The sequence below is a fragment of the Haloterrigena alkaliphila genome, from assembly GCF_017352155.2.
Taxonomy (GTDB): Archaea; Halobacteriota; Halobacteria; order Halobacteriales; family Natrialbaceae; genus Haloterrigena; species Haloterrigena alkaliphila.
Window position 1 is genome coordinate 678,008 of record NZ_CP071462.1, and the last position, 26,990, is coordinate 704,997.

At 65.7% G+C, this 26,990-nt stretch carries 23 protein-coding genes; 10 read left to right on the forward strand and 13 right to left on the reverse strand.

Features of this window, described 5'->3' with window-relative positions; all coding sequences use genetic code 11:
* Nucleotides 1-10: 10 nt before the first annotated feature.
* Together J0X25_RS22140 and J0X25_RS22145 are read right to left on the reverse strand one after the other, a co-directional pair.
* Entirely contained in the window at nt 11-430 is a 420-nt protein-coding gene (locus J0X25_RS22140; RefSeq protein ID WP_207289643.1) for an EamA family transporter, read from the reverse strand.
* Nucleotides 427-849, reverse strand: coding sequence for an EamA family transporter (locus J0X25_RS22145; protein WP_207289645.1), 423 nt, complete (start codon nt 847-849; stop codon nt 427-429). The genes J0X25_RS22140 and J0X25_RS22145 overlap by 4 nt, the downstream gene beginning before the upstream one ends.
* A 116-nt stretch (nt 850-965) precedes the next feature.
* On the opposite strand from J0X25_RS22145, the gene J0X25_RS22150 reads away from it, so the two are divergent.
* From J0X25_RS22150 to J0X25_RS22160, 3 genes are all read left to right on the forward strand, one after another.
* On the forward strand, nt 966-1,487 hold the full coding sequence (locus J0X25_RS22150; protein ID WP_207289647.1) for an 8-oxo-dGTP diphosphatase: 522 nt from the start codon (nt 966-968) through the stop codon (nt 1,485-1,487).
* A 126-nt stretch (nt 1,488-1,613) separates the two neighbouring features.
* The gene (locus J0X25_RS22155; protein WP_207289648.1) at nt 1,614-2,294 is read left to right on the forward strand and encodes a hypothetical protein; all 681 of its coding nucleotides are present in this window, start codon (nt 1,614-1,616) and stop codon (nt 2,292-2,294) included.
* 169 nt (nt 2,295-2,463) lie between these two features.
* A complete protein-coding gene (locus tag J0X25_RS22160) occupies nt 2,464-3,168 on the forward strand; it encodes a hypothetical protein (RefSeq protein WP_207289650.1) in 705 nt (234 codons plus the stop codon).
* A 58-nt stretch (nt 3,169-3,226) separates the two neighbouring features.
* Here J0X25_RS22160 and J0X25_RS22165 read toward each other — a convergent pair whose 3' ends face one another.
* A complete protein-coding gene (locus tag J0X25_RS22165; RefSeq protein ID WP_207289652.1) occupies nt 3,227-4,201 on the reverse strand; it encodes a quinone oxidoreductase family protein in 975 nt (324 codons plus the stop codon).
* Nucleotides 4,202-4,351: 150 nt separating this feature from the next.
* On the opposite strand from J0X25_RS22165, the gene J0X25_RS22170 reads away from it, so the two are divergent.
* From J0X25_RS22170 to gltB, 3 genes are all read left to right on the forward strand, one after another.
* Nucleotides 4,352-5,128, forward strand: coding sequence for a YihY/virulence factor BrkB family protein (locus tag J0X25_RS22170; protein ID WP_207289654.1), 777 nt, complete (start codon nt 4,352-4,354; stop codon nt 5,126-5,128).
* A gap of 64 nt (nt 5,129-5,192) precedes the next feature.
* Complete coding sequence (gene proS, locus J0X25_RS22175) at nt 5,193-6,674, forward strand: proline--tRNA ligase (RefSeq protein ID WP_207289656.1); 1,482 nt, start codon at nt 5,193-5,195, stop codon at nt 6,672-6,674.
* Nucleotides 6,675-7,135: 461 nt separating this feature from the next.
* Nucleotides 7,136-11,689 (forward strand): glutamate synthase large subunit, encoded by a 4,554-nt coding sequence (gene gltB / locus J0X25_RS22180; protein ID WP_207289658.1) that lies wholly within the window; start codon nt 7,136-7,138, stop codon nt 11,687-11,689.
* 38 nt (nt 11,690-11,727) lie between these two features.
* Here gltB and J0X25_RS22185 read toward each other — a convergent pair whose 3' ends face one another.
* From J0X25_RS22185 to J0X25_RS22195, 3 genes are all read right to left on the reverse strand, one after another.
* Nucleotides 11,728-12,336, reverse strand: coding sequence for a peroxidase-related enzyme (locus tag J0X25_RS22185; protein WP_207289660.1), 609 nt, complete (start codon nt 12,334-12,336; stop codon nt 11,728-11,730).
* A gap of 68 nt (nt 12,337-12,404) precedes the next feature.
* The gene (locus J0X25_RS22190; RefSeq protein ID WP_207289662.1) at nt 12,405-12,824 is read right to left on the reverse strand and encodes a GIY-YIG nuclease family protein; all 420 of its coding nucleotides are present in this window, start codon (nt 12,822-12,824) and stop codon (nt 12,405-12,407) included.
* A gap of 87 nt (nt 12,825-12,911) precedes the next feature.
* Nucleotides 12,912-13,598, reverse strand: a complete 687-nt coding sequence (locus tag J0X25_RS22195; protein ID WP_207289664.1) for a hypothetical protein — start codon at nt 13,596-13,598, stop codon at nt 12,912-12,914.
* On the opposite strand from J0X25_RS22195, the gene J0X25_RS22200 reads away from it, so the two are divergent.
* Nucleotides 13,587-15,320 carry a hypothetical protein gene (locus J0X25_RS22200; RefSeq protein WP_226776988.1) on the forward strand — a complete coding sequence of 578 codons (1,734 nt, stop codon included), beginning with the start codon at nt 13,587-13,589 and terminating at the stop codon, nt 15,318-15,320. The genes J0X25_RS22195 and J0X25_RS22200 overlap by 12 nt on opposite strands.
* Before the next feature lie 55 nt (nt 15,321-15,375).
* Here the strand turns inward: J0X25_RS22200 and J0X25_RS22205 are convergent, their stop codons facing one another.
* The gene (locus J0X25_RS22205; protein ID WP_207289667.1) at nt 15,376-16,377 is read right to left on the reverse strand and encodes an RAD55 family ATPase; all 1,002 of its coding nucleotides are present in this window, start codon (nt 16,375-16,377) and stop codon (nt 15,376-15,378) included.
* 182 nt (nt 16,378-16,559) lie between these two features.
* Between J0X25_RS22205 and J0X25_RS22210 the strand changes: the two genes are divergently transcribed.
* Together J0X25_RS22210 and J0X25_RS22215 are read left to right on the forward strand one after the other, a co-directional pair.
* Nucleotides 16,560-17,549: an NAD-dependent epimerase/dehydratase family protein gene (locus J0X25_RS22210; protein WP_207289669.1), complete on the forward strand. Its 990-nt coding sequence runs from the start codon at nt 16,560-16,562 to the stop codon at nt 17,547-17,549.
* Nucleotides 17,550-17,632: 83 nt separating this feature from the next.
* On the forward strand, nt 17,633-18,694 hold the full coding sequence (locus J0X25_RS22215; protein ID WP_207289671.1) for an NAD(P)-dependent glycerol-1-phosphate dehydrogenase: 1,062 nt from the start codon (nt 17,633-17,635) through the stop codon (nt 18,692-18,694).
* A 64-nt stretch (nt 18,695-18,758) separates the two neighbouring features.
* Here the strand turns inward: J0X25_RS22215 and J0X25_RS22220 are convergent, their stop codons facing one another.
* From J0X25_RS22220 to J0X25_RS22230, 3 genes are all read right to left on the reverse strand, one after another.
* The gene (locus J0X25_RS22220; RefSeq protein WP_207289673.1) at nt 18,759-19,580 is read right to left on the reverse strand and encodes an ABC transporter permease; all 822 of its coding nucleotides are present in this window, start codon (nt 19,578-19,580) and stop codon (nt 18,759-18,761) included.
* Nucleotides 19,577-20,512, reverse strand: a complete 936-nt coding sequence (locus tag J0X25_RS22225) for an ABC transporter ATP-binding protein (protein WP_207289675.1) — start codon at nt 20,510-20,512, stop codon at nt 19,577-19,579. Before J0X25_RS22225 ends, J0X25_RS22220 begins: the two co-directional genes overlap by 4 nt.
* Before the next feature lie 74 nt (nt 20,513-20,586).
* Nucleotides 20,587-22,443 carry a S9 family peptidase gene (locus J0X25_RS22230; protein ID WP_207289677.1) on the reverse strand — a complete coding sequence of 619 codons (1,857 nt, stop codon included), beginning with the start codon at nt 22,441-22,443 and terminating at the stop codon, nt 20,587-20,589.
* A gap of 283 nt (nt 22,444-22,726) precedes the next feature.
* On the opposite strand from J0X25_RS22230, the gene J0X25_RS22235 reads away from it, so the two are divergent.
* Entirely contained in the window at nt 22,727-23,365 is a 639-nt protein-coding gene (locus J0X25_RS22235) for a hypothetical protein (RefSeq protein ID WP_207289679.1), read from the forward strand.
* 254 nt (nt 23,366-23,619) lie between these two features.
* Here the strand turns inward: J0X25_RS22235 and J0X25_RS22240 are convergent, their stop codons facing one another.
* From J0X25_RS22240 to J0X25_RS22250, 3 genes are all read right to left on the reverse strand, one after another.
* Nucleotides 23,620-24,564 carry a hypothetical protein gene (locus J0X25_RS22240; RefSeq protein ID WP_207289680.1) on the reverse strand — a complete coding sequence of 315 codons (945 nt, stop codon included), beginning with the start codon at nt 24,562-24,564 and terminating at the stop codon, nt 23,620-23,622.
* Nucleotides 24,565-25,264: 700 nt separating this feature from the next.
* Nucleotides 25,265-26,287 carry a DUF1616 domain-containing protein gene (locus tag J0X25_RS22245; RefSeq protein ID WP_207289682.1) on the reverse strand — a complete coding sequence of 341 codons (1,023 nt, stop codon included), beginning with the start codon at nt 26,285-26,287 and terminating at the stop codon, nt 25,265-25,267.
* Nucleotides 26,284-26,970, reverse strand: coding sequence for a WbqC family protein (locus J0X25_RS22250; protein ID WP_207289684.1), 687 nt, complete (start codon nt 26,968-26,970; stop codon nt 26,284-26,286). Before J0X25_RS22250 ends, J0X25_RS22245 begins: the two co-directional genes overlap by 4 nt.
* Nucleotides 26,971-26,990: the final 20 nt, after the last annotated feature.

Here is a 26,990-nt window from a genome sequence, read left to right on the forward strand (position 1 = left end):
CCGTGTGCGGTCAGAGCGACATGAGAACGACCGCGAGCACGGCGAACGCGATTCCCAGCCCCTTCCTAACGGTCAGGGTCTCCTCGAGCGCGACGATGCCGATGATCGAACTGAGCGCGATGAACAGGCCGTACACCGGGACGACGACGCTCACCGGGCCGAGCGCCAGCGCCCGGTAGTAGGCCAGCAAGCCGACGGCGAGCAGTGTCCCCCAGGCGACGATGTACGACGTCTTCGGATGCGAGAGGTACGGCCGGGGCGACGTCCCCCGGACGGCCATCAGGGCGCCGATCAGTGCGAGCATGACGGCGTTCGACATGAAGACCGCGGTCGTGCTCGGAATCGTCTCCATCGCGACTTTTAGCAGCGGCGCGACCAGGCTGTAGGCGGCGAACGCGACCACCGAGAGCAGCAGATAGCGGCGACTCACGGCTCACCACCCGCGCTACAGACGATCGCGAGCACCGCACAGCCGATTCCGGCCGCCCGGGTCAGGGTCAGCGACTCGTCGAGGAAGACGATCCCCAGGACCGAACTGCCGACGATGAACATGCCGAAGATGGGGACGACGACGCTCACCGGACCGCTCTCGAGGGCGGCGGTGTACGCGAGAATCCCGACCGTCAGGAAGCCGCCGGCGACGTAGACGTAGCCGGCTTCGGCCGTCGTCGCGAACGACGGATCGGCGGTCTCGGTCAGGACCAGCACGACGGACGCGATGGCGAGGAAGACGACCGTCGCGAGGAACAGCCCCGGCGCCGCCGGGACGTCCCGCATGATGAAACTCGTCAGCGGTGCGACGACCGAGTAGGCGAGGAGCGCGAGGAGAACCCAGAGCAGATACTCCATACGCCGATGCTGGGATTGTAACCGCCTAACAGTTGTCGGAGGCGGCGAGGATGCCCGGAGTACGGCGCCGAACCGGACTCCGGGCGCTTTATTTCGCGGCGGGCCGACGACGGCGTATGATCGAGGCCACGCTGTGTTTTCCTCTGCGGAATCGCAGCGACGACGGGACGGACGAGGTGCTCCTGATCGAGAAGCGTCGCGGCCTCGGCGAGGGCTGGTACAACGGCCCCGGCGGCAAACGCGAGACCGGCGAGACGTTCCGAGAGTGTGCCGCCCGCGAGACTCGCGAGGAGGTGGGCCTCGAGGTCGAGCCAGCGGCCCTCGAGAAGGCGGGCGAACTCACCTTCCTGCTCGACGGCGAGGGACACACCAACTGTCACGTGTACCGAACGCGGTCGTTTACGGGCGAACCGACCGCCTCGGACGAAGCCCGGCCGGAGTGGGTCTCCGTCGACGAGGTTCCCTACGATCAGATGTGGGACGACGACTCCCGCTGGCTGCCGGGCGTCCTCGAGGGCCGGACGGTCCGCGGCGAGTTCCGCTTCGCGGGCGGAGAACCGCTGGACGAAGCCGCGTTCGTCGACCACGACCTCGAGTGGGACGTCTCCCTCGAATCGGGTCGCGACGGGAGCCCGTAAGCCGGCGCTCGAGGCACGGCGACCGCCGAAACCACCAGATTGCGCGGACATACAGGCCACCAGATTGCGCGGACATACAGGGGCCGATTACTCTTTTGTCCCGACGAAATAGTCCCCGGCGAGAGCATGACCGATACGACTCGTCGCGGAACGCTCGTCGCTGCGGTCGTCGGAACGGCCGGCGCGCTCGCGGGCTGTCTGGGGCAAACGTCCGACGATACCGACTCGGAAAGCGATACGACCGAAAACATCTTCGGCGACGGCGGGGGGTCCGACGACGGCGGAAACGAGAGCCGAGAGGACGGCGACGGCGGTGACGAGAACGGCGACGGCGAGCGGAATGGGGACGTTACCGTCGACGACGACGTCGACGGGGACGTGTCGGTCGCCGGCACGGTCACGATCCTCGAGGACGTCGAGGTCGACGGCTCCGTCGTCGCCGGCGGGGACGTTCGCGTCGGAAGCGACGCGGCGGTCGACGGATCGATCGTTGCGGGAGGGGCGAGCTCCCGCCAGTTCGAGGACGACGGCGCCAGTTTCGTCACCCTCCACGACGACAGCGAGGTCAGCGGCGACGTGGTCGCCAGCGGCTCGGTGACGACCCGCGACGACGTTTCGATCGACGGATCGATCGACGCCGGCGGCGAGGTCGTCCTCGGCGACGGCACCGAGGTCGGTGGGACCGTCTCCGGATCGTCGGTGCAGTACGGCAACGAAACCGAGGTCGACGGAGGCGAAGAGAGCGGCGACGGTGAGGAAGACGAGGACGATCCGTGGTGGTTTTTCTTCGGCGGTGACGGCGAGTGACCGGGTAGCCGGGAAGCGAGACGTCCTCGAGGAGCGCTGATGTCAGTCTCGCAATAGAAATGGCGTATCACCGGCGCGAAGGCTTCTACCGGCCGCTTGTGTGAAAGAGTATCACCCGAGTAACGCGCGAATACTCTTTTATGCTTTCGTCATAGCTCGGGCCGAGAGCATGACCGATACGACTCGTCGGCGGACGTTCGTCGCAGCGGTGGCCGCAACTGTCGGTGGTCTCGCGGGCTGTCTGGGCGAGACCAACGACGACAGTGACGAGACCACTACCGAGAGCGGTATCTTCGGAAACGAGGAGACGGAAGCCGGCGGCGGAGACGCCGGCGTTGACTCGAGCGAGGAAGCTACCGACGGCGGCGGCGAGACCGACGACGGTGCCGACGCGGACGAGTCCGACAACACGGACGAGGAAACCGGTGACGGCGAAGGGGGAAACGGCGAAGACGAGGGAAGCGACGGCGGCGAAGGGGGAAACGGCGAAGACGAGGGAAGCGACGGCGGCGAAGGGGGAAACGACGAGGACGAGGGAAGCGACGGCGGCGACGAGACAGAGAGCGGCGAGGGCGAAACCGACGACGGCAGCGATGACAGCGACGGAGACGACGGAACGGACGACTCCAACAGTAGTGACGATGGAAGCACCGACGACGGAAGCACTGACGACGGAAGCACTGACGACGGAAGCACTGACGACGGAAGCACCGACGACGGAAGCACCGACGACGGGAGTACTGACGACGGAAGTACTGACGACGGGAGCACCGACGACGGGAGTACTGACGACGGAAGCACCGACGACGGAAGCACCGACGACGGGAGCACCGACGACGGGACGAACGATACCACCAATAGCACCGACGGCTAAACGATAGCGAGGAACACCCCGACGATCGGTCAGCGGTTCGAATCGCGGCGGTCGACGGTCAGGGTTTCAGCACGACCTTCCCCGAACTCTTGCGATCCTCGATGTACTGGTGGGCCGCCGCGGCGTCCTCGAGCGCGAACGACTCGCCGAGGATCACCTCGAAGTCGCCGCTCGTCAGCCCCTCGGTGAGCTCCGGGACGGCCTTCAGCACGCGGTCCGGATCGTGCGCGAACGCCTGTCCGAGGTGGTACCCCTTGATGGTCTTGTTCTCGAAGAGGAGGCGCCGGTTCTCGACCTCGCCGGGGACGCCGCTGGCGACGCCGTAGGTGACCATCCGGCCGAAGTGGCTCATCGCGTCGAGGCTGCGCTCGAAGACGTCGTCGCCGACGCTCTCGAGGACGAGGTCGATGCCCTCGCCGTCGGTCTCCTCGTCCACGACCTCGCGGAAGTCCGTCTCGGTGTAGTTGATCGGGTGATCGCAGCCGAGGTCGGCCGCGAGGTCGAGTTTCTCGTGGGTGCTGGCGGTGCCGAACACCTCCGCGCCGGCGTTCGAGGCCAATTGGACGGCAGCCGTGCCGACGCCGCCCGCGGCGGCCTGGATCAGCACCGTCTCGCCCGCCTCGAGGCCGCCCCACTCGAACAGACAGGAGTGGGCGGTGAGGAACTGGACGGGGAAGCCGGCGGCCCCGTCGAAACTCGTCCCCTCCGGAATCGGGAAGAGCATCGCGGCGTTGGCGGTGACGTACTCCGCGTAGCCGCCGGTGTCCAGCATCGCGACGACGCGGTCGCCTTCCGAGACGTCGTCGACGCCCTCGCCGACCGCGTCGATCGTCCCAGCGGCCTCCATCCCGGGGACGTAGGGTGCGTCGGGACCGCCGGGGTAGACCCCGCGGCGCTGCATGATGTCCGCGAAGTTGATGCCCGCCGCTTCGACCTCGATGCGGACCTCGCCCGCGTTCGGGTCCGGCAGGTCGGCGTCGACGACCTCGAGCGCGTCGCTGTCACCGTACTCGATCACTTCGATCGCTTTCATGTCGGATACGCGTAACGGTGTCGCACACATAACGGTGTCAGAACCGGATGAAACCGAGGCGGCGTTGATCGGTCCCTCGGCAGGGGGTGCACCCGAGACGGTTGCTTATGCCACCAATGGGTTCAACAGGGCAGTTGTGGTACGACGCCTATGTCGACCGTTGGATCCGTCGTCGCGCTCGCGAGGGATCGGAATCTCACGTTTCTGGCGGCGGGAATCGCCTACTACGCGTTCGTCTCGACGATCCCGCTGCTACTGCTCGCCGTGACGATCGCGTCGTTCGTCGGGGGGCAGGCGCTGGCCGATCGCGTGGCCAGCATGCTCAGTCAGCAGCTTTCGTCCTCGGGGCAGCAGATGGTGTCACAGGCGCTCACCAACCCGTCCGGTCGGGCGGCCGCGTCCGTGGTCGGGTTCCTCGGTGTCGTGTGGAGCGCGCTGAAACTCTTTCGCGGCCTCGATCAGGCGTTCGACGAGCTCTACGCGGACGAGATCGACGCCTCGCTGCTGGGCCAGATCCGGGACGCCATCGTCGTCGTTATCGGCATCGCGCTCGCCGTCGTGCTCGTCGTCGCCGTCGGCGCCGCGCTCTCGATACTGAACCTGCAGATCCCGTTCGCTAACGTGCTCGGGTCGCTCGTGCTGATCGTCGTCCTGGCGATCGCGTTCCTGCCGATATACTACGTGCTGCCGCCGGTGAGCGTATCGATCGGCGAAGTGATTCCGGGGACGATCGTCGCCGCTATCGGCTGGGTGCTGCTCCAGGTCGGGTTCCGAATCTACGCGGCCAACGCCGGCCGGTACGCGGCCTACGGCGTGATCGGCGCCGTGCTGCTGTTCGTCACGTGGCTGTACTTCGGCAGCATCGTGATACTGCTGGGCGCGGCGGTGAACGCCGTCCGCCGGGGGGCGACGACGAACACGACGTAGGTGCTCGCGAGCGAGCGTCCGCCCTTCGCATGGTTTAAGACCGCGCTGGCTGGATGACGTACCAATGAGCGACGAGAGCCAGGAACTCGGGATCACCGAGTCGAAATCGCACAAGCCCGGCGAGTGGTACGCCGAGGTCGTCCAGAAGGCCAACCTCGCGGACTACGCCCCGATGGGCGGGTTCATCGTCACGAAGCCGCGAGGGTACGCACTGTGGGAGGGCATTCAGGACGCGCTCGACGGCTGGTTCAAGGAGACCGGCGTCGACAACGTCTACTTCCCGCTGTTCATCCCCGAGAGCTTCCTCGAGCGCGAGAAGGACATCGTCGAGGGGTTCGACCCCGAGGTCGCCTGGGTGACCCAGGGCGGCCACGAGGAACTCGAGGAGCGCCTCGCGGTGCGTCCGACGAGCGAGTCGATCATCGCGCCGTTCATGGCCGACTGGACGCGCAGCCACCGCGATCTGCCCCTCCGATTGAATCAGTGGTGTTCCGTCGTGCGCTGGGAGGCCACGGAGACCAAGCCCTTCTTCCGGACGAAGGAGTTCATGTGGCAGGAGGGCCACACCGCCCACGCGAGCAACGAGGGCGCGTGGGAGGAAGTCTGGACCCGGTTGGGCCAGTACGAACGCGTTTACGAGGACGTGTTGGCGATTCCGGTGCTGCGCGGCAAGAAGCCCGAACACGACAAGTTCCCCGGCGCGGACACCACGACGACCGTCGAGGCGCTGATGCCCGACGGGAAGTCGGTGCAGGGTGCGACCAGCCACAACCTCGGGCAGAGCTTCGCGGAGGCGTTCGACATCACCTTCGTCGACGAGGACGAGGAGGAACGAACCGCCTACACGACCTCGTGGGGCCTCTCGTGGCGCGCGCTCGGCGCGCTCATCATGACCCACTCCGACGACCAGGGGCTCGTGCTCCCGCCGACCATCGCCCCCACGCAGGTCGTCATCGTCCCCATCTGGCAGGAGGACACCAAGGATGACGTTCTCGAGTACTCCGAGAACATCGCCGACGAACTCGAGGACGCCGGCTTCCGCGTCGAACTCGACGACCGCGACGAGCGCAATCCCGGCTTCAAGTTCAACGAGCACGAACTCAACGGCATTCCCCTCCGACTGGAGATCGGCCCCTACGAGGTCGAAGACGAGGAGGTCACGATGGTCCACCGGCCGGACAATGAGGAGTCCGTCGAGGACCGGGAGGACATCGCCGACAGCGTCGACGACCACCTCGAGGAGATCTACGACAAACTGTACGACGCGGCCGAGGAGACCCTCGAGGAGAACGTCCGCGAGGCCCACAGCCCCGAGGACATTCTCGGGACGATCGGCAAACACGGCGGCTACGTGAAGACGCCGTGGTGTGGCGACGAAGCCTGCGAGGAGGCCATCAAGGAGAAGATCGCCGCCGAGATCGTCATGCAACCCCTCGAGGACGAGGGCGGATCGACGGCCGGCGAGGTCCCCGAACCCGAGCGCGACGAGTGTGGCGTCTGCGGCGATCCCGCCGACGAGATCGCGTACTTCGCGAAATCGTATTAGGTCGGCTCGTCCCCTCACGAAATTACACGGACCGGTCGCGGCCGACCGCTGTCGTCGCGGACGTCGACGATCGACTCGTTGCTTCCGTTCGACCAGACGAATTGTGCGACACGATCCCATTCGAACCTAACTCTTTAACCCAATATTGCTTATCGGATGCGGGAGAAAGGATAGACGTGGTGTTCACTCTGGTGGGTGAGCACTACGTGCCTCTGACATAACTGCCCTGCTCGGGCGGCTAACCCTGCCCGCTGCAGTTTTCCGATATCCGTCGCTCGGAGAAAATTCGACACCCGAGAGACGGCCGACCGGCGGTGCAGACGGTTCGAATGCCCGGATTCGAATCGCCGTCTCCCCGATACGGAACCGGAACAATAGACCTTATATCCGATTATATGTGTCTATAATACACTTAGCCATAATGGAACAGTCTCTTATAGCTGTTCTGGGAATGGGTTCGTATGTCACAGCCACAGATAGCGTCATCCACCGAGCGTTCGCGGGGCCTCGCGGACCCCGCGGACGAGCGGTCGAACTGCGGCGTCGGCGTGGTCATGGACCTCGATGGGGATGGGGGACACGACGTCGTCGCCGACGGACTCGAACTACTCGAGAATCTCGAACATCGCGGGACCACCGGCGCCGAGAAGAACACCGGCGACGGCGCGGGCATCATGCTCCAGACTCCCGACGCCTTCTTCGCGGACGTTCTCGAGACCGATCTCCCGGACACCTACGCGGTCGGATCGATCTTCTTCCCCCAGGACGAGGCCGCGCGGACCGAACTCGTCTCACTCGTCGAACAGTCGCTGGCGACGTACGACCTCGAGGTACTCGAGTGGCGCGACGTCCCGACGAACAACGCGGATCTCGGCGAGACGGCCGTCGACTCCGAACCCGACGTCTGGCAGGTCGTCGTCGCCCCCGAGGACGACATCGACCGCGAGACGTTCGACCGACGCCTCTACGTCGGTCGGCGCGCCCTCGAAAACGCCGTCGAGGACGCCGACGTCGAGAACACGGAGCGGTTCTACGTCTGCTCGCTGGACTCGAAGACCGTCGTCTACAAGGGCCTGCTCAAGGGGGTGCAGGTACCTGCCTACTATCCGGATCTGACCGACGAGCGGATGGAATCGACGTTTGTCATGGTCCACGAGCGGTTCTCCACGAACACGCTCGGCGCCTGGCACCTCGCCCACCCCTACCGGAACATCATCCACAACGGCGAGTTCAACACCATTCAGGGCAACATCAACTGGATGCGCGCCCGCGAGACCGACATCGAGAGCGACGTGCTCGAGGACCTCGAGGCGGTCAAGCCGATCATCGACGACCCCGACCAGTCCGACACGGCGAGCGTCGACAACGCGCTCGAACTGCTGATGCAGGACGGCCGGGACCTCGCTCACGCCCTGCGGATGCTCGTGCCCGAGGCCTGGCGCGGCGACGATTCGATGGACGCGGACCGCAAGGACTGGTACGACTTCCACGCCTCGCTCGTCGAGCCGTGGGACGGCCCCGCGCTGGTCGCGGCGACCGACGGCGAACGCGTCGGCGCCGTCCTCGACCGCAACGGGCTCCGTCCGTGCCGGTACGACGTGACGACCGACAACCGCCTGATCATGGCCAGCGAGGCCGGCGCGCTCGAGACCGAGCCCGAAGACATCGAGGAACGGGGCCGTCTCCAGCCCGGCCAGCTCTTCCTCGCCGACCCCAACGAGGGCCGGGTCATTCCGGACGAGGAGGTCTTCGAGGACCTCACCGACGACCGCTACGGCGAGTGGGTCGAACAGGAACAGGTCCACCTCGACGACGTCCGGACGACCGACGATAGCTTGCCCCGACAGGCGGTGTCGGCCCTGCGAGACCACCAGGCCGCCTTCGGCTACACGCACGACGAACTCGAGAACCTGATCGAGCCGATGACCCAGAAGGGGAAGGACCCGGTCGGCTCGATGGGCGACGACACGCCGCTATCCGTCCTCACGGACTTCAATCGGCCGCTGTTCTCCTACTTCAAACAGCTGTTCGCGCAGGTCACCAACCCGCCGCTGGACTACATCCGCGAGGAACTCGTCACCTCCATGGAGTCCCGACTCGGCTTCCAGCGCAACCTGCTCGACGAGTCGCCCGAACACGCCCGCCAGCTCGTGCTCGACTCGCCGATCCTGACCGACGCCGAACTCGAGTCGATCCGCGACTGTTCGGCCAACGGCATCACGGCCGCGACGATCGACATCACCTACGAACCCGAGAGCGAGGAGCCGGGCGACGACCTCCGTGACGCCATCGAGCGCGTCCGCGAGGACGTCGTCGAAGCGATCGAGGACGGCGATCACGACGTCATCGTCCTCTCCGACCGCGGCGTCGACGAGGACCGGGTCGCGATCCCGAGCCTGCTCGCGACCGGCGGCGTCCACCACCACCTCGTTCGCAACGGCCTGCGCAACCACATCGGGCTCGTCGTCGAGTCCGCCGATCCGCGCACCGTCCACCACTTTGCGACGCTGGTCGGCTACGGCGCGGGCGCGGTCAACCCGTACCTGGCCTACCAGACGATCGAGGATCTCACCGCCGGCGAGGACGGTGCGGACACCGAGGTCGCCATCGACGCCTACGTCGGCGCCGTCGAGGACGGGCTGTTGAAGATCATGGCCAAGATGGGGATCTCGACCGTCGAGAGCTACCAGGGCGCCCAGATCTTCGAGGCCGTCGGCCTCCACTCCGAACTCGTCGACGAGTACTTCGAAGGGACCGAGAACCGCACCCAGGGAATCGGACTTCCCGAGATCGAAGAGGACGTCCGCGAACGCCACGCGGCGGCCTTTGGGGACGAGGACGCAGATCTCGACCGTCACGGCGAGTTCGAACACCGATCGAACGGGATCCATCACCAGTGGAACCCCGATACCGTCGGCAAGCTCCAGCAGTCCGTCCGCTCGAACGACTACGAGCGCTACCGGGAATTCGCGAGCGAGATCAACGAGCAACAACAGAACCTCCAGACCCTTCGTGGACTCCTCGAGTTCGAGTCCGACCGCGACCCGATTCCGGTCGAGGACGTCGAGCCGATCGCCGACATCGTCGAGCGATTCTCGACGGCCGCCATGAGCCTCGGATCGATCTCCCCGGAAGCCCACGAAAACAACTCGATCGCGATGAACCGACTGGGCGGCAAGAGCAACTCCGGAGAGGGTGGCGAGCCGCCGGAACGGTTCAACACCGAACGCGAGTGTAACGTCAAGCAGGTCGCCAGTGGCCGCTTCGGCGTCACGTCGACGTATCTCTCGAACGCCGACGAACTCCAGATCAAGATGGCCCAGGGCTCCAAGCCCGGCGAAGGCGGCCACCTCCCCGGTTCGAAGGTCAACGAGATGATCGCCCACGTCCGCAAGTCCACGCCCGGCGTCGGTCTCATCTCCCCGCCGCCGCTGCACGATATCTACTCGATCGAGGACTTGAAGCAGCTGATCTTCGACCTCAAGGCGGCCAACGAGGAGGCCGACATCAACGTCAAGCTCGTCAGCGAGGCCGGCATCGGCACGGTCGCCGCCGGCGTCGCGAAGGCCAACGCCGACGTGGTCCACATCTCGGGCCACGACGGCGGCACGGGCGCCTCGCCGCGCACCTCGATCAAGAGCGCCGGTCTCCCGTGGGAGCTCGGTCTCGCCGAGGCCAACCAGATGCTCTGTGCGACCGGCCTCCGCGACCGAATTCGCGTCTCCGCCGACGGCGGGATGAAGACCGGGCGCGACGTCGCCGTCGCCGCCCTGCTGGGCGCCGAGGAGTACGTCTTCGGGACCGCCTCGCTGGTGACCTCGGGCTGTGTCATGGCCCGCATCTGTCATACGAACAACTGTCCGGTCGGCGTCGCGACCCAGCAAGAAAAGCTCCGCAAGCGGTTCCCCGGCGAGCCCGAACACGTCATCAACTACATGACGTTCATCGCCCAGGAGCTGCGCGAGCTCATGGCCGAGCTCGGCTTCGAAACGATCGACGAGATGATCGGCCAGGTCGACGTCCTCGAGCAGCGCACCGACGTCGACCACCCGAAGGCCCGCAAGGTCGACCTCTCGGCGGTCCTCGCGGACCCCGGCAGCGACGTCCGCCGGAAGATCCGCGAGCAGGACCACGAACTCGAGGACCAACTCGACCGGGACCTCATCGACGCTGCGGCCGACGCCATCGAGGACCAGGAGCCGGTCTCGATCGACGCCGACGTCACCAACGTCGACCGCACCGTCGGCGCGATGCTCTCGAACCGGATCACCAGCCGTTACGGAGAGCCCGGCCTCCCCGAGGACACCGTTACCGTGGACCTCGAGGGGACCGCCGGCCAGAGCTTCGGCGCGTTCCTCGCCAGCGGCGTGTCGATGCACCTCGACGGCAGCGCCAACGACTACGTCGGCAAGGGGCTCTCGGGCGGCAAGATCACCATCCGCACGCCGGAGACCGCCAGCTACGATCCGACCGAGAACATCTCCATCGGTAACGTCGCGCTCTACGGCGCCACCGACGGCCAACTGTACGTCAACGGCGTCGCCGGCGAGCGCTTCGCGGTCCGCAACTCCGGCGCCAAGGCGGTCGTCGAGGGCGTCGGCGACCACGGCTGCGAGTACATGACCGGCGGCGTCGTCGCCGTGCTCGGCGAGACGGGCAAGAACTTCGCCGCGGGGATGTCCGGCGGCGTCGCCTACGTCTACGACCCCGACGACGAGTTCGAGGCCAAGGCCAACACCGGCATGGTCTCGCTGCACGACGACCTCGAGGAGAAAGACGAGCGGATGCTGCGCCGCCTCGTCGAGAACCACGTCGCCTACACCGGCTCCGAGCGGGGCGAACTCCTGCTCGAGAACTGGGAGCGCGCGCTCGAGGCCTTCGTGAAGGTCATGCCCGAGGCCTACTACGAGGCGATCACCGAGCAAGGCAGCGACGACGTCCGCGAGGAACTGCCGGGCGCGCCCGACGTGGCCGCCGAGGCCGAATCGACCAGCTTCGCCGCGAGCGACGACTGAGTCCCGTTTACAGCTGATTTCCGGGTTCTTTTTTCACCTTACGAACGACCCAGCGTGTGAAACTCGTCGTTCGGCCGCATCTCGGCGAACATCGCCAGCCGATTGCTCAGGTTGTAGAACGCGGTCACGGATGCGATGTCCCAGAGCGCTTCCTCGCTGAACCCGGCCTCGCGCAGCGCCTCGAGGTCGTCTCGCTCGACCTCGGTCGGTCGCTCGGTCAGCGTCACGGCGACGTCGAGCATCGTGCGGTGGGCGTCGTTGATATCGGCGGTTCGGTAGTTCGCGATCAGTTGGTCGGCCAGTTGCGGATCCTCGGCGTAGATCCGCACGAGCGCGCCGTGGGCGACGTTGCAGTAGTAGCAGTGGTTGACGCCGGAGACGGCGACGACGATCATCTCAATCTCCTCGCGTTCGAGGGCCGTATCCTCGACGAGCGCGTCGTGATAGTCGAAGAACGCGCGGAAGTGCGAGGGCTTGTACGCCATCGCCGCGAAGACGTTCGGCGTGAATCCCGCCCGCTCGGTCTCTTCTGCGATGCGCTCGCTGAGATCCTCGGGGAGGTCCTCGAGGTCGGGAACCGGAAATCGTCCCATCGCGTCGTCGTGCAGTACCGGTTCGGTTCCGCCGTCGGTCGCGTCGTTGCTCATAGGTACCACTCAACAGGGACGGACATAATCGTGGTGACGGTTCGCCGTCGCGGTCGGCGATCGGCCACTCACTCCGAATCGAGCCGACCGCCTTCGGCAACGGCCGCGTCGCGAACCGCCGACCGGTCCGGCGCGGCGAGCAGGTGCCCCGAGCAATCACAGTCCGAGGCCCCGAAGCCGTCCACCGGGTCGCCGGGCAGCGACGCCGCCAGTTCGCACTCCCGATCGGCGTCGGGGAACGTGATCGCGGCCTCGAGAGTCGTCTCAGGGTGTCCGAGCACGTAGTCGATATGCCAGTGGCGGGTGTCGCGCTCGCCGCGGGCGAGCTCGCGGTGCCGGTCGACGCGGGAGAAACCGCCGGGACCGAAGGCGCTCCCGACGTAGGCGTAGGTTCCCGCGTCGAACTCGCGCTCGCCCAGCGCACCGACCTCGAGCGTCGTCGCTCGCCGGAGGTCGACGACGAGGACGTAGGTACCGCTCTGACTCATATCCGGACGTCGGGGGTCTCACGCCAAAAACCGGGTGAGTTTCGTCGATCGCGTCGACTCGAGACGGAGGGAGACGGAACCGGGCCGTCAGCGGTCCCGGGGACGGCCGCCGCCGCGCTCCTCGTCGTCGGCTGTCGGATCGTTCTCGTGGACGTGCCGGCGGTTACTCATGTCACCGTCGTCCTGCTGGGTCTGCTGGCGCTCCTCGCCGCCGCCGGGGAGCCCCTGACTGGACGGGCCAACGCGGTCCGTCGTGGTGGGCTGGTCGCGCTGGCGGTTCCGGTCGCGGGTCCGGCCCGGCGAGCCGCGGGAGTCCGCGCGCCGGGACTCGCGATCGTTGGGGCTCTCGTACTCGCGGCCGAAATCCGGGTCCTCGGTCCAGTGGCCGCTCTCGGCGCGCTGCCCGTGCTGCTGGTGCTCGAGGTCGCCGCCGGACCGGTTCTCTGATCGGTGCTGATCGGGCGTGGAGCCGGTTTCGCCCTGGCCACCTCCCCCGCCCTGGCCACTGCCACCGCTCTGCTGTGCGCGCTCGCCGGCCTGAGGGCGCCCCTGCTGGTCCTCGTACTGCTGGCCCCGCTGGCCCTGACTCTGCTGGCCGAATTCCGCCCCGCTCTCGCGGGACTCTTGGCGACGTTCCTGGCCGCGCTGGAAGCCCCGCTGGCTGCCGCCCTGCGGGGAGTAGTCCTGACCCTGACCGCCATGACGGGGCAAGTCCCGCTGCTGGTCGCTGTAGCCGCGGCTCCGTCGATCCTGCTGGCCCTGTTGGTCCTGCATCTCCGTCGTGCGGCGGGGCGTTCGGTCGTTGATCCGGCGGTCGGACCCGGTCCGTTGGCCGCGTTGCTGTCCCTGCTGGCCTCGCTGTTGGTTCTGCTGGGGTTGCGATCGATCTCCCTGTTGTCGTCGTTGGCGCTGCTGCCCCCGCTGTCCCTGCTGGCCGCGTTGCTGGTACTGCTCGTGACCCTGCTGCTCGCCGCCGCGCCAACCGCGCTGATCGTCGCGGAACTGTGTTCCCTCGGCGCCTCGAGCGTGACGGGACTCGCCGCCGTACTCGAGGTTCGCCTGGTCGGTCACGTCGGGTTCGAACTGGCTGGCGGGGCTCTGCTGTCGTTCGCGACGGGACTGCTCCTTACCGCCGTGGCGTTGGTACTCCCCCGCTCGTTCGCGGCCCTGGCCCTGCTGGCCGCGCTGGTCGTACTCCTGCGGGTCTCGCTGTGGCGGCTGCTGGCCCCGCTGACCGCGCTGCTGGCCGCCCGTTTGCCGGCGATCCTGTTGCCCGCCCATCTGCTGGCGGCCCTGCTGACCACCTTGTTGGGGACCGCCGCGATAGCCCTGCTGACCGCCCATCTGCTGCTGATTCTGTCGACCGCTCATCTGCTGGCGACCCCGCTGACCGCCCTGCTGTCGCTCGTGGCGGGCTTCACCACCGTACTCGAGATTCGATTCCCGAATCGCGTCGGTCTCGAAGCCGCTTTGCTGGCCGGACTGCTGGCCGCCGCCGCGTCGACGCTGCTGCCCGTCGCGGTTCGTGCGTTGCGGGGTGGACTGTCGACCGCCCATCTGTTGGCGATTTTGTTGCCCGCCCATCTGCTGGCGGCCCTGCTGCCGACGCTGCTGATTACCCCGCTGACTCCCCATCTGCTGGCGGTCCTGCTGACCGCCCATCTCGTGACGACCGTGCTGCTCGCCCACCTGCTGGCGCTGACTACGCTGATCCTGCTGTTCCTGGTAGCCGCCCTGTGGCTGGTACTGTTCGCGCTCGTGTCTGGCTTCGCCGCCGAACTGGAGGTTGGATTCTCGAATCGCGTCGGTTTCGAAGTCGCTCTGTCGATCGCGCTGCTGGCGCCCGCCGCGCTGTCCCTGTTGACCGCCGCGATTCGTCGGTTGCCTGCCGCCCTGCTGGCCACTCAGTTGCTGACGGTCCTGTCGACCCTGACCGCCCGTCTCGTGACGACCGCGCTGTCCGCCCATCTGTTGGCGGTTTTGTTGCCCGCCCATCTGTTGGTGGTTTTGCTGGCCACCCGTCTGCTGGCGGTCAGGTCGACCGCGATCGGTTCCGCCGCGTCCGGTCGCCTCGCGTCGATCCTGCTGGCCGTCACCACCCGCGGAACTGCGACCCCAGTCGGGTTCGCCGGCGGTGCCGCGGATCTCCGCTTCAGCGCTGTGCCACTCCTCGGATCCGCCTCGAGACCGGCTGTTCGCCGTCCCTTCGCCGCTTCCGCCGCGGCTGTACAGGCCGTGGAGCCAGCCGCGGTCGTCCTCGCGGTCGCCTCGTCCCGCCGTCTCCCGGTGCTGATCGCCTCGCTCGGCGTCACTCGAGCGGTCGGTACGCCGATCTCGCGGTCGGTCGCGGTCGTGTCGGTCGTTCATGGCTGTTGGAAACTCGGTCGTTCGGTGGTCACTCGCCCCGGTGCGGGCCGTCCGTACCGTACGCCGCCGGTCAGTATCGCGCGGATCCGGCGGCTTCGGCACCGGGAGTTCGACTGCCCGAGCGGATAAAAGGAGAGCGTGAGTTCGCGTGCAGGCGCCGCGAGGAGTGCGCGGTGGCGGTACGTTAGCGCCGCTGCTGGGCGCCGCGCGGCGTCGGCGAGCCGTTGCTTGCTCGACCGGTTGCGCTGTCCACGACGGACGCGAAGAGCCCGCGGGCGGGTTCGTACTCGTAGGTAATCCACTGTGGGAGGTAGCGAGCGCCGGTCAGCTTCCGGACGCCGAGCTGTCGAAGCCGGGTCTCGGGCTCGAGGTGGTCGGCCAGCCGCAGATCGACGATGCCGTCGAAGACGGACTCGTCCATCGTCGCGCCCTCGTCGCCGGCCGGCCACCCCGCCACGATGGGGACGTACCGTGCCTTGCAGACCGTCGCCCGGGTCTCCGCGACGAACTCGTGGATGTGATCCGTCTCGAGGCCCCGAGCGAGTTCGCCCAGCGAATCGATCGCCACCAGCCCGGTCTCGGTCATCTCGAGGTCGTCGAGCGCCGCGTTGCATTCCCGCAGAATCGGTTCGATATCGGCCGGGTCCTCGATCGGAACGATGGCGTCGGCCGCGGCCTCGCCGACGAACTCGATCCACTCGCCGCGACGCTCGCGGAAGGCGTCGCGGTCGGCGAGCCGGTGGGTGAAACAGTCGACGAGGCGGAGCCGATCGTCCTCGAGCGCCGGGAGGACGTTCCAGCCGTTCTCGAAGAAGCGCTCGAGGACCGCCGTCGGCGGCGTGGTGGCGGTGACGAGCACGGCCGGCTCGCCGCGTTCGATCCCCCGCCAGACGAGTTCGGTCAGCAGTTCGCTCCGGCGGGTTCCCGCCTCGCCCGAGACGGCGACGAACGAGTCGGCGGGCACGCCGTTAGGGATCAGCGAGTCGATCGGTTCGATGCCGGTGACGATGCGCTTGTAGGCGTTCGGATCAGGCACGGCGTCATCGTCGCCGTCGGCTTCGAGACAGGCGGTCGAACAGAACTGGCCGTCGTCGGTCTCCTGGGGGTCGCCGGGAATCGGATAGTGGCAGTGATCGCACTCGAGCGGATAGTCGGCCGATCGCTCGGCCCGCTGTTGCGAAGACATACTCGAAGGGGGATACGAGAGAGGGGCCAAAAGAACCAGTTTGCCCTCCGAGTGAGTTTTCATACGGAGAGTACGTCAGCTAATCGAACGTGTACCCGCCAAGATTGGAACCGGGGGCGTTCGGGGACGCCCGTCACCGCCCGCTTCGCCAGGGTTTTCCCCGGGAGCGACGACGAACGGGTATGGACAGCGCACTCGTGATCGGCGGGACGCGCTTCATCGGTCGCCACCTCGTCGAGGAGTTGCTGGAGCACTCGTACGACGTGACGATACTGAATCGCGGGACCCGCGAGAACCCCTTCGCGGACGACGACCGCGTCGACCGCGTGGAGGGCGACCGGACGAACGACTCGGCCCTCGAGGCGGCCGCGGCCACGGTCGACCCCGACGCCGTCTTCGACTGCGTGGCCTACCACCCGAAGGACGTCCGCGCGGCCACCGGAATCTTCGCGGACTGCGAAGCCTACGTCTACGTCTCCAGCGGCGCGGCCTACGGGCGCGAGGAGATTCCCAAACGAGAGGGCGAGACGCCCCTCGAGCCCTGTACGGCCGAGCAGGCGACCGACGACTCGATGGAGACCTACGGGAACCGCAAGGCGGAGGGCGACCGCGCGGTCTTCGCCGCGGCCGAGCAGGGAGTCAACGCGACGAGCGTTCGCCCCTGCGTCGTCTACGGTCCCCACGACTACACCGAGCGCCTCGACTGGTGGATCGACCGCGTGAACCGGTTCGACCGCGTCGTCGTCCCCGGCGACGGGACGAACGTCTGGCACCGCGCGTACGTCGAGGACGTGGCCAGCGCCCTGCGGATCGTCGCCGAACGCGGCGAGGCCGGCGAGGCGTACAACGTGGGGGATCGACGACTGGTGACGCTCGGAGAGATGGTGGAACTGATTGCAGACGAATTCGAGACCGACATCGAGATCGTCCACGCCGGCACGCGCGAACTCGAGGCCGGCGGCATCGAACTCGACGACTTCCCGCTCTACCGGGGATACCCGCACGTCCTCTCGACGGCGAAACTCGCCGCGCTGGGCTGGGAGTCGACGCCGCTCGAGGAGGCGATGGCCCGCTCGGTCGCCGCTCACCTCGAGAGCGACCGCGACGGGAGCGAGCGCGGCCCCGATCGGGAGGCCGAGGAGCGCGTGCTAGGGATTCTGGACACGTTCTGACTGGCCGAGCCGTGTGGCTCGCGATGCCGTTCGGCTCGATACGACAGGAAAAACACATAGCCCGCGGGTGAGTCAGGGTGCGTATGTTCGAAAAGTCGACGTGGATTCGTCTGCCGCGAAACGTCGTCGTCGGTCACGGCGTCATCGACCGGGTCGTCGACGTCGTCGACGATCTGCACCTGCAGGGACGACCGCTGTTCGTGACCAGTCCGACGCCGAAGGAAGTCGCCGCCGACCCGATCGCCGCCGATTTCGAGGCCGCCGGCGTCGACCCCGCCGTCGTCACGGTCGAGGAAGCGACGTTCGAGGCCGTCGAGGAGGTGATCGAGACCGCCGAGGCCGAGGAGGTCTCCTATCTGGTCGGCATCGGCGGCGGCAAGGCCATCGATATCGCCAAGATGGCCAGTCACCACCTCGAGATGGGTTTTCTCTCCGTTCCGACGGCGGCGAGCCACGACGGCGTCATCAGTAATCGCGGCTCCGTCCCGGACGGCGACACCCGCCACAGCGTCGCGGCCAAGCCGCCGCTCGCGGTCGTCGCCGACACCGAAGTGCTGGCCCAGGCGCCCTGGGAGTTGACGACCGCCGGCTGTGCCGACATCATCTCCAACTACACCGCGGTGATGGACTGGCGACTCGCAAAGCGGCTCAAAGACGTCGAGTACTCCGAGTACGCCGCCTCGCTCTCGGAGATGACCGCCGAGATTCTCGTCGACAACGCCGACCTCATTCGACCGGGACTCGAGGAGTCGGCCTGGGTCGTCAGCAAGGCGCTGATGTCCTCGGGCGTCGCGATGAGCATCGCGGACTCCTCGCGGCCCGCCAGCGGCGCCGAGCACCTCTTCTCGCATCAACTGGATCGGCTGGCGCCCGGCGCGGCGCTGCACGGCCATCAGGTCGGCGTCGGCTCGATCATGACCGCCTACCTCCACGGCGGCGAGGACGGCATCTGGCGCGACATTCGAGACGCGCTGAACAGCATCGACGCGCCGACGACCGCCGACGAACTCGGCATCGACGACGAGACGGTTCTCGAGGCGCTGACGACCTGTCACGCGATCCGCGATCGCTACACCATTCTGGGCGACGGGATGAACGAGCGGGCCGCGCGCGAGGTCGCGACGAAAACGCGCGTCATCTCCTGACCGACGGCGTGGCGTGAGCGCGAGGCGGGAACGAACCGAGACGCCTCCGAGGCTCACCGTCGCGTCAGCTCAGATCCGCCCGCTCGAACTGCCAGATGCCCAGCGCGAGGGGCACGACGAGCCAGCCGACCAGCACGACGAGCATCGTCTCGCCCTGCAGGAACCAGGGGAGGTCCGGCGGGATGGTGTTGAACCCCTCGGGGAACGCGAGTGCGGTCGAGTTGACGTACGCCGCCGTCGGGCTGACCAGCGACTGGACGAAGGCGATCTGGTACATCGAGATCTCGAGTCCCGCGAGATCGTTGGCCACGTAGTCGATGGCGAACTGGAGCGGGCCGAACACGTTCAACACGCTCGTGACGAAGAAGAAGGCGATCGATCCGCCCATCGCGCGCGACCGGGAGTCGGTCGCGGCGGAGATGCCGATCGCGACGGCGACGTAGGTCAGCGCGTACACGACCGTCAGCGCCGTCATGATCGCGAACGCGTCCATCTCGGGGTCGGGATACCACGCGAGGGTGAGCCCCCCGCCGAGCAGGAACGCGACGACGATCGAGACGGCGACGACGGACGTCCGGGTCAGGAACTTGCCGAGAACGACGTCACGCCGCGTGTTCGGTATCGACAGCATGTACTTGATCGAGCCGGACTCGCGCTCGCCCGCGATGGCGAGATACGCCGTCACGAGCGCGATCAGGGGGATGAACATAGCGCCGACGGCGGTCAGGTTCCAGAGCGCGTTCAGGATGTTCGGCTCCTGACTGCCGTTCTGACCGAAGTACACGAGCATCGCCATGAAGAGGACGTACAGCGCGCCGACGAACCAGACGATCTTGGCCCGGCGAACGTCGAGGAAGTCCTTCTTCGCGACGTCCAGCGTACTCATGCCGACACCTCCGCGGTGACGTCCTCGTCCCGCTTCCCCTTCGTGTAGGTGTTGAACAGTTGTTCGAGCGAGACGTCCTCGGAAACGATGTCGCGGACGGTCGTCACCGACGCGACGCGTTGTACCACGTCGACCTTGACCGCCGGCTCGGCGCACATCGCCGTGATCGCCCTGCCGTCGACGCTAACCGAGCGGACGCCCTCGAGGCGCTCGAGGCCGAGGTCATCGGGGACGGTCTCGACCTCGAGCGTGATCGGCGCGCCGAGGTCCAGTTCGCCCTGGAGGTCGTCGATGGTGCCGGTCGCGACCAGCCGCCCCTCGGACATGATGCCGATGCGGTCACAGACAGCCTCCACCTCGCCGAGGATGTGACTCGAGAAGAAGACCGTGGTACCCCGTTCGGCCTCTTGCCGGATGATATCGCGCATTTCCTGCATCCCTGCGGGGTCCAGCCCGGAGGACGGCTCGTCGAGGATCAGGATATCGGGATCACCGACCAAGGCCATGCCGAAGCCCAGTCGTTGCGTCATCCCCTTCGAGTAGTCGCCGGCCGGTCGGTCGCCGTCGCCGGCGAGCCCGACCCGCTCGAGGACGGAATCCGGGTCGTCATCGGCGCCCTTCGTGTCGATGACCCACTGGAGATGTTCGCGCGCGGTGAGTCGGTCGTAAACGCTCGCCCCCTCGGGGAGGACGCCGATCCGGTGGCGGATCTCGTCGCCGTCCGCCTGCGCGTCGAGGCCGAGCACCGTCGCGCTCCCCGCGGTCGGCCGAACGAAATCGAGGAGCAGGTTGATCGTCGTCGACTTCCCGGCCCCGTTCGGGCCGAGGAAGCCGAACACTTCCCCGTCCTCGACGGTGAAATCGAGGTCGTCGACGGCGAGCACCGTCTCACCGTATCGCTTGGTGAGACCGGTCGTCTGGATGGCGGTCATACCCGGGACATCACTACCCGATTATGTATACTCTTTGAGATTCGTTCCAGTCTGAGATCGAGACCGGTGGCCGCTCAGACGTGCTCGTCGAGGAAGTCGGCGATCGCGGAGTAGGCTTCGATGCGGTTCTCGAGTTTCGAGAAGCCGTGCCCTTCGTCCTCGAAGATCAGTTTGCGGACGGGGACGCCCTGCGCCTCGGCCTTCTCGGCGATCTGCTCGGCCTCGCCGACGGGGACGCGCGGGTCGTTCGCGCCGTGGAGGACGAACAGCGGCGCCTCGATGTTCTCGATGTTGTTCGTCGGCGAGATCTCCTCGAGGAACTCGCGGTCCTCCGCCAGACTGCCGTACTCGGCCTCGCGGAGTTCGCGGCGCCAGTCGCCCGTGTTTTCGAGGAAGGTGACGAAGTTGGCGATACCGACGACGTCGATCCCGGCCGCCCAGAGGTCGGGGTACTCGGTCAGCGCGGCCAGCACCATGAAGCCGCCGTAGGAGCCGCCCTTGGCGGCGATCCGGTCGGGGTCGACCGCGGGATGGTCTCGCAGCCACTCCACGCAGGCCTCGATGTCCGCGACCGAGTCCATCCGCTTCTCGACGTCGTCGAGGGCGGCGTAGTCGGCGCCGTACCCCGCCGAGCCCCGGACGTTGGGCTCGAAGTAGGCGTACCCCCGGTCGAGGAAGTACTGCTTGACGCTCGAGAACGACGGCCGCCGCTGGCTCTCCGGACCGCCGTGGATGTCGACGATGACGGGGACGCCGTCTCCGCTCTCGATCCCGGTCGTTCCGTCCTCGCCGTATTCGTCGGCGGCGTCGGGAAGCGTGAAGAATCCGGGAACCTCGAGCCCGTCGAAACTCTCGACGTGAACGAGATCCGAGTCGCCGAACGATGCCGAGGGAATTCCCGCCGTGGGCGCGCTCGTCCACTGCTCGGCCTCGCCGGTCTCGATATCGACCACGAAGACGTTCGTGTTGACCGTGTCCCCGGTCGTCGACAGCGCGAAGCGCTCGGCGTCGGGGTCGAAGCTCACGCCCCCGGAGATGCCGCCGGGGAGGTCGGGTTCGGGGAACGTCTCGAACTCGGTGGGATTCTTGGGGTCGAACTCGCCGACCGTCAGGTCGGTGTAGCCCTCCGTGTTCCGGGAGTAGACGAAGCGACCGGTCTCGTCGTCCAGCGCGATGCCGCCGACGTTCCACTCGTCCCCGTCGGCGACGGTCTCGAGTTCTCGGGTTTCCAGGTCGAGATACGCGAGATAGAGCGTGTCCGCGTCGCCCTCGTCCGTCACGAGATATACGCCTTCGCCATCGGGCGCCCAGCTCGCACTCTGATACCGGACGTCGCCCTCGTGGGGCGTGAGGTGCTCGAGTTCGGGCTCGTCGGCCTCGAGATCCAGCACGTAGAGGTCCTGATCGAAGTTGGAGTAGGCCTGCGAGACCAGCAGTCGGGAGTCGTCGGGGCACCAGCCCGACAGCGAGAGCCAGCCGTCGCCCTCGTAGACGAGTTCCGCGTCGTCCCCGCGTACGTCCCGATCCTGCACGTAGATGTCGAAAACCGACTCGTCGCGGCGATTCGAGGCGAACGCGAACCGCTCGCCGTCGTGGCTCCAGCCGCCCCAGCGGTGTTTGACGTCGGGCATCGCGGTCAGGTTCTCGATCTCGCCGGTCTCGGCCTCGAGTTTGAATAGCTGGGCGCGTTCGTTGCCGCCCTCGTCCATCCCGAAGATCAGTTCCGACCGTTCGGGCGACCACGAGGCGAAGCTCACCCGTTCGTCGTAGAAGGTCCGCTGCTCTGGCCACCCGCGGGGGTCCTCGAGCGTCCAGACCTGCGGCGTCCCGGTCGTGTTCATCAGGAACGAGAGGCGGTCTCCGTCGGGACCGAACGACGTCCCGTAGGCGCTTCGGATGTTGAGGTAGCGTTCGATCTCGTAGCTGCCCATGGACGGGAATGACGGCTCGAGGCGGTAGTCGTTTCGGGTTTCGGCGGCGGCAACGGGGCCCGCGAGCGCCGTTCCGGGAGCCTGCGGCAGCGTGAAACGCCGTCGGTTCGCGCGACACGGTTAACCCGATCGTACAGGCCCCCAGAATCGGAAGCTTTCGGGCGGTTTCCGCCGGTCGTGACGACGCGGACGAAGGCGTCGAATCGCGATACTGTGCTACCGCGACCCATGGTGAAAATTGGTGTGCGTAACAAAACTCCTCGAAACGGAACGGCCACGTACAATGGCAGATAGTGGTCAGCGCGGCGACCAGCAGGGGGGCGTTTCGACCGCGGCAGTCTTCGTGACCGTGGCGGTCGTCCTCGTCGCGTTCGGACTGACGGTCGTGGCCGCCGGTCCGGGCCTCTCGATCGGTGACTCGGCGGACGACGACGAGGAGGCGGAATCGGTCGACATCGAGGAGACGAACAGCGAGGCACACTCGGACGAAGCAAGTGAAGACGGGACGAACGAATCCGAAGGCGAGGCGAACGAATCCGAAGGCGAGGCGAACGAATCCGACGGTGAGACGAACGAATCCGACGACGGCGAGAACTCGAGCGACGACTCGGAAGACGATCTCAACGGAACCGAGGAGGAACTCGAGGACGGGGCGGATGACGAGAACGAAACCGAGTCGGAAGACGAAGCGAACGAGGGCAACGAGAGTAACGGGGACGACGAAGCAAACGAGAGTAACGGGAGCGATGGAGACGACGAGTCTCCGGAGAGCAACGACGAAGACGACGGTACCGAGTCCGACGGGGGCGACAACGACACCCCCTCGGATCCCGGCGAAGAGAACGACAGTCCCGGCGAGGGAATCCTCGAGCGACTCACCGGGCTCTTCGACGACGTGCTTCCCTTCGGTGACGACAACTGACGATCGATTCGTAACTGTATCGATGCCATCGTTCCTCTCGGCGGCATCGTCGGGACGCCAGTTCGAGCACAGCACCGTCGTTCGCGTTCGATAGCGGTCGAAATCGGATGACAGTAACCCGTCGACCCCGCTTAGCAGTACAGATAGAGAGCGACGATAAATAGAGCCCGCAGACACTCACCGCCGATCCGTTTCCGATTCGGTTTACTCGGCTCTCAGTTCATCCGATAGTTCGGGTCGATAGGGTCGTCGACTCAGAGCGATGCATCGTATTCGACGTTGACGTTCGCCTCACCGGCCGACGAGAAATCGACGATCGATCCGTCGAATCGGTACGCGTCTCGCTCCCCGACGCCGACGACACCGGTGACGGTTGCGCCGTCGAGCGAATCCGATTCGTCGATCGTCGCGCCGAGATACTCGGACTGACTCACGCGGCCGTCGACCGTGAACGAGTAATTAGTGGGCCCCGACGCGTCGGTTCCATCGAACACGATCACGTGCGGAAGCGTCACGTCACCGCTGTAATCGGCAGGATCGATCCGTTGATTCTCGAGATAGACCTGCGTGCCGCCCTCGAGGAACGTGAAATCGACCAACTCTCCTGTCAATCGGAGTCGGTGAACGCCACGTTCGATCGAGCCTTCGGCACGGCCTTCGGAGGCGACCGTCACATCGTCGCCTTCGATTACTTCGACCGACCCGTCCGACGTGAGTTGGTATTCCGAATAGGTTCCGTTGCCGACGATCGTCACCACTTGCGACTGCTCGCCACCGTAATCGGCGGGATCGACTCGATTGCCGTTGACGTATACGCGTGCTTGTCCGGTGACAGTGAGCGTGTCCAAGTCGCCACTGAACCGGAACGCGTCCCGCCATCCGGTGAGGGATCCGGTAACGCGATTGCCGTCGATCGTATCCTCTTCGTTGATCGATGCGCCTCCATCGCGCGATTTCTCCACGGTGCCGGTGACGGTGAACTCGTACTCGCTCACGTCCGACGTCCCGATCCCGTCGAACCGAATCGTGTTCTCGAGCGACGGCTCGGACGTATCGGTACCGTCGGTTTCGCTGTCAGTTCCAGTATCGGTTTCGCTGCCGGTTTCGCCCCCGTACGCACCGATTCCGTAGCTCCCTGTCCCGTACCCGTTCGTCTCCGATGCCGAGGCGGTTCCTGCGATGAACGGGATTGCGCTCACACCGAGCAACTTGAGGACGGAGCGCCGCTCGAATCGCGATTCGAGTCCGGATCGACCGTGTGCTGCGTCGCTGTTCGACGCCGTAACCGCGTGTTCGTCATCGATTTCATCACCACTACTCGTCGAATGATTGCCTTCGGAGACCATATTTTGAGATATACATTCATCTTATATTGTCTTTCTATAATTCATGGTATACACATATTCATTACTTAAACGTGAGATGTATGGTTAGCTCGTTCCGGATCGACAAATCCGGCTGTTCGCGTTCCAGAGCGAGACGAGTTGTGACCCGGCGTTCACTGGAGATAGCGAACTCCGCCAAAATATCATAGAAACAAGAGGATCGAAACTGGTTCGGGGATCGACCGCTTTCGACGGCCGTGGTTATCGGTTCGGCCGGAAACTGATCATCGAATCAGTGCGAAAGCCGAGCAAGTCGTTTCGCGGTACGGTGTCGGTCGGACAGTTCTCCCCTCCCGCTCGTACACGGTCACCGGCGAATTCGCGATCGCGATACCGGCGGAATCGTAGCCGCGGCGCTCGAGGTGCGAGAATCCGTTCATCAACACCTCCAACGAATCAGGGATTTAGCATTCGAGCGTCGCTATTGCGGCAGCTATCGACACGATAAGTGACACCTATATGTGAAGAATTTTCAAGCGGTAATGGCTGACCCCCTCGAAGCTAATCGATCACGTCACTCGGTAACATCGACCGTAAGTTGTACGTGATAGGCCGCATTCGCTGTCGACGGTTCGTTCGGAATGGAACCATCCAAGTAGACTAACCAGACGATTCGAGTATCTTGTCCCGCCATCGTGGGTTCGAATTCGTGGGTGCGCGTCCACGTTTGCCCGTGTTCGACTCGTTCTTCGAAGCGTTCGAGTTCGCGTTGTTCCTGAACGGTGATCTCGTCGCCGTTAGACGTTACCCGTTGTTCCACTGCAACGACGGTGTACGTAACCGTCTCCTGTTCGTCGTTATCGATAGAAAGAACGACCTCACCGCTCTCACCCCGCTCCAGATCGGTCGGGTATTCCTCGGTAACGAGTTCCCCGTCGCCGGTCTCCGTAGCGAGAGTTACTGACGAATACTGCCCGGACTGTGAGGGGCCAGCGACGGCATAGGCGACACTTCCGGAAGCGAAAATGACCGCACCGACGAGAACGAAGAGAACGAGCCCGTCTCTCGCTCGATCGAACGCACGGAGCTCGGCACGCATCGCCGCCATCCACGATCCGTACGGAATTCGAAACCGATTCGCTTCGGGAACGCTCCATCGTCTACCGATCGCCAACCCTGTCACAGCCAACGTACTAACGCTTACGGCGAGTAGCATCGGAACGAGACGGATCCCCCACGGTGTCGCATCCAGCAGTAGCCCGATCAGTGGAACGAGCGCGATACTGGCCCCGAAGGAAAAAACGATGCGTTCGAGCGGGGTGATCGACGCGGGCAGCGTCACGACCGAGAGGGTATCGCTCGTCGATTCGTCGGTCGTGTCCACCCGCTCGGGAAACACCGCTGCGATCGCCGCGTATCCCGGCAAAAACAGGAGAAGGACCAATCCGAGCGGAATTCGAAGCGGCGTCTCTCGGAGAATCGGTGCGAACACAGCCACGTTGACGGCGATCGTCAGTACGACTACGCCGGCCAGATCTACGGGAATCGGGCGCCGTGCGTCGCTGCGTGACTGATCGTCGGATCCTGCCGTCCTCATCCGTGTCGTATACTTGGATTCGGATTCGCTTCCACGTGCTCCCTCGGTGACGAACTCTCGAACAAGACCTCCAGACAGCACACGTTCCCGTCTTCCCACTCCGGGGTCCATTGCTGGACCGCTACATCGAGGTCGCGTCGTTCGAACGGTTCTTCCTCGAGATAGTTCTCGTACCCCGTTTCGCCGGAAATATAGGTCGATCCACCCACCGCATCGACTAACCGAGCGAGGTATTCGGACGCATCTCTCGGGCGGTCCACGTCGAGTTCGCTCGAACGGACGACCTCGGTGTCGACGTCGAATCGATCGAACATCTCGAGTAGCGTCGGGACGGTGATCTCGACGAGTCGGAGCACCTGCCGATCGTCGACGCCTTCGTAGAACGGTTTCAGTATCTCGGCGTCCGACCCGTACTTGTGCTGGAGCGTCCCGTAATGTTTCTCCGCGAATCGGCTCGAGGTGTCTATTTCGGCTTCGGTGAGTAGAACGTCGTCGTTCTCGTGTTTGACGGGGATGGTCAGCCACTGTTGAGATCCGAGAGAGAGTTCTGCGCGATGCTGGCGAGATCGGCGGGAGAACTCGACGTCGTCTAAGAGGACGAAGACGTCCGATTGACTCGCTCGGGCCAGATAGTGAAGGCGAGGGTAGTATCGCGGTTGATAGATAGCGACTGATTCAGGCATACCTACACGGGGAACAATTC

Coding starts and splice junctions, on each gene's coding strand:
- proS (WP_207289656.1), top strand. CDS start 5,193: ATGAGCGACGAGAGCCAGGAACTCGGGATCACCGAGTCGAAATCGCAC.
- gltB (WP_207289658.1), top strand. CDS start 7,136: ATGTCACAGCCACAGATAGCGTCATCCACCGAGCGTTCGCGGGGCCTC.
- J0X25_RS22170 (WP_207289654.1), top strand. CDS start 4,352: ATGTCGACCGTTGGATCCGTCGTCGCGCTCGCGAGGGATCGGAATCTC.
- J0X25_RS22145 (WP_207289645.1), bottom strand. CDS start 849: ATGGAGTATCTGCTCTGGGTTCTCCTCGCGCTCCTCGCCTACTCGGTC.
- J0X25_RS22155 (WP_207289648.1), top strand. CDS start 1,614: ATGACCGATACGACTCGTCGCGGAACGCTCGTCGCTGCGGTCGTCGGA.
- J0X25_RS22150 (WP_207289647.1), top strand. CDS start 966: ATGATCGAGGCCACGCTGTGTTTTCCTCTGCGGAATCGCAGCGACGAC.
- J0X25_RS22160 (WP_207289650.1), top strand. CDS start 2,464: ATGACCGATACGACTCGTCGGCGGACGTTCGTCGCAGCGGTGGCCGCA.
- J0X25_RS22210 (WP_207289669.1), top strand. CDS start 16,560: ATGGACAGCGCACTCGTGATCGGCGGGACGCGCTTCATCGGTCGCCAC.
- J0X25_RS22205 (WP_207289667.1), bottom strand. CDS start 16,377: ATGTCTTCGCAACAGCGGGCCGAGCGATCGGCCGACTATCCGCTCGAG.
- J0X25_RS22195 (WP_207289664.1), bottom strand. CDS start 13,598: ATGCAGGACCAACAGGGCCAGCAGGATCGACGGAGCCGCGGCTACAGC.
- J0X25_RS22225 (WP_207289675.1), bottom strand. CDS start 20,512: ATGACCGCCATCCAGACGACCGGTCTCACCAAGCGATACGGTGAGACG.
- J0X25_RS22245 (WP_207289682.1), bottom strand. CDS start 26,287: ATGAGGACGGCAGGATCCGACGATCAGTCACGCAGCGACGCACGGCGC.
- J0X25_RS22220 (WP_207289673.1), bottom strand. CDS start 19,580: ATGAGTACGCTGGACGTCGCGAAGAAGGACTTCCTCGACGTTCGCCGG.
- J0X25_RS22235 (WP_207289679.1), top strand. CDS start 22,727: ATGGCAGATAGTGGTCAGCGCGGCGACCAGCAGGGGGGCGTTTCGACC.
- J0X25_RS22250 (WP_207289684.1), bottom strand. CDS start 26,970: ATGCCTGAATCAGTCGCTATCTATCAACCGCGATACTACCCTCGCCTT.
- J0X25_RS22215 (WP_207289671.1), top strand. CDS start 17,633: ATGTTCGAAAAGTCGACGTGGATTCGTCTGCCGCGAAACGTCGTCGTC.
- J0X25_RS22165 (WP_207289652.1), bottom strand. CDS start 4,201: ATGAAAGCGATCGAAGTGATCGAGTACGGTGACAGCGACGCGCTCGAG.
- J0X25_RS22190 (WP_207289662.1), bottom strand. CDS start 12,824: ATGAGTCAGAGCGGTACCTACGTCCTCGTCGTCGACCTCCGGCGAGCG.
- J0X25_RS22185 (WP_207289660.1), bottom strand. CDS start 12,336: ATGAGCAACGACGCGACCGACGGCGGAACCGAACCGGTACTGCACGAC.
- J0X25_RS22230 (WP_207289677.1), bottom strand. CDS start 22,443: ATGGGCAGCTACGAGATCGAACGCTACCTCAACATCCGAAGCGCCTAC.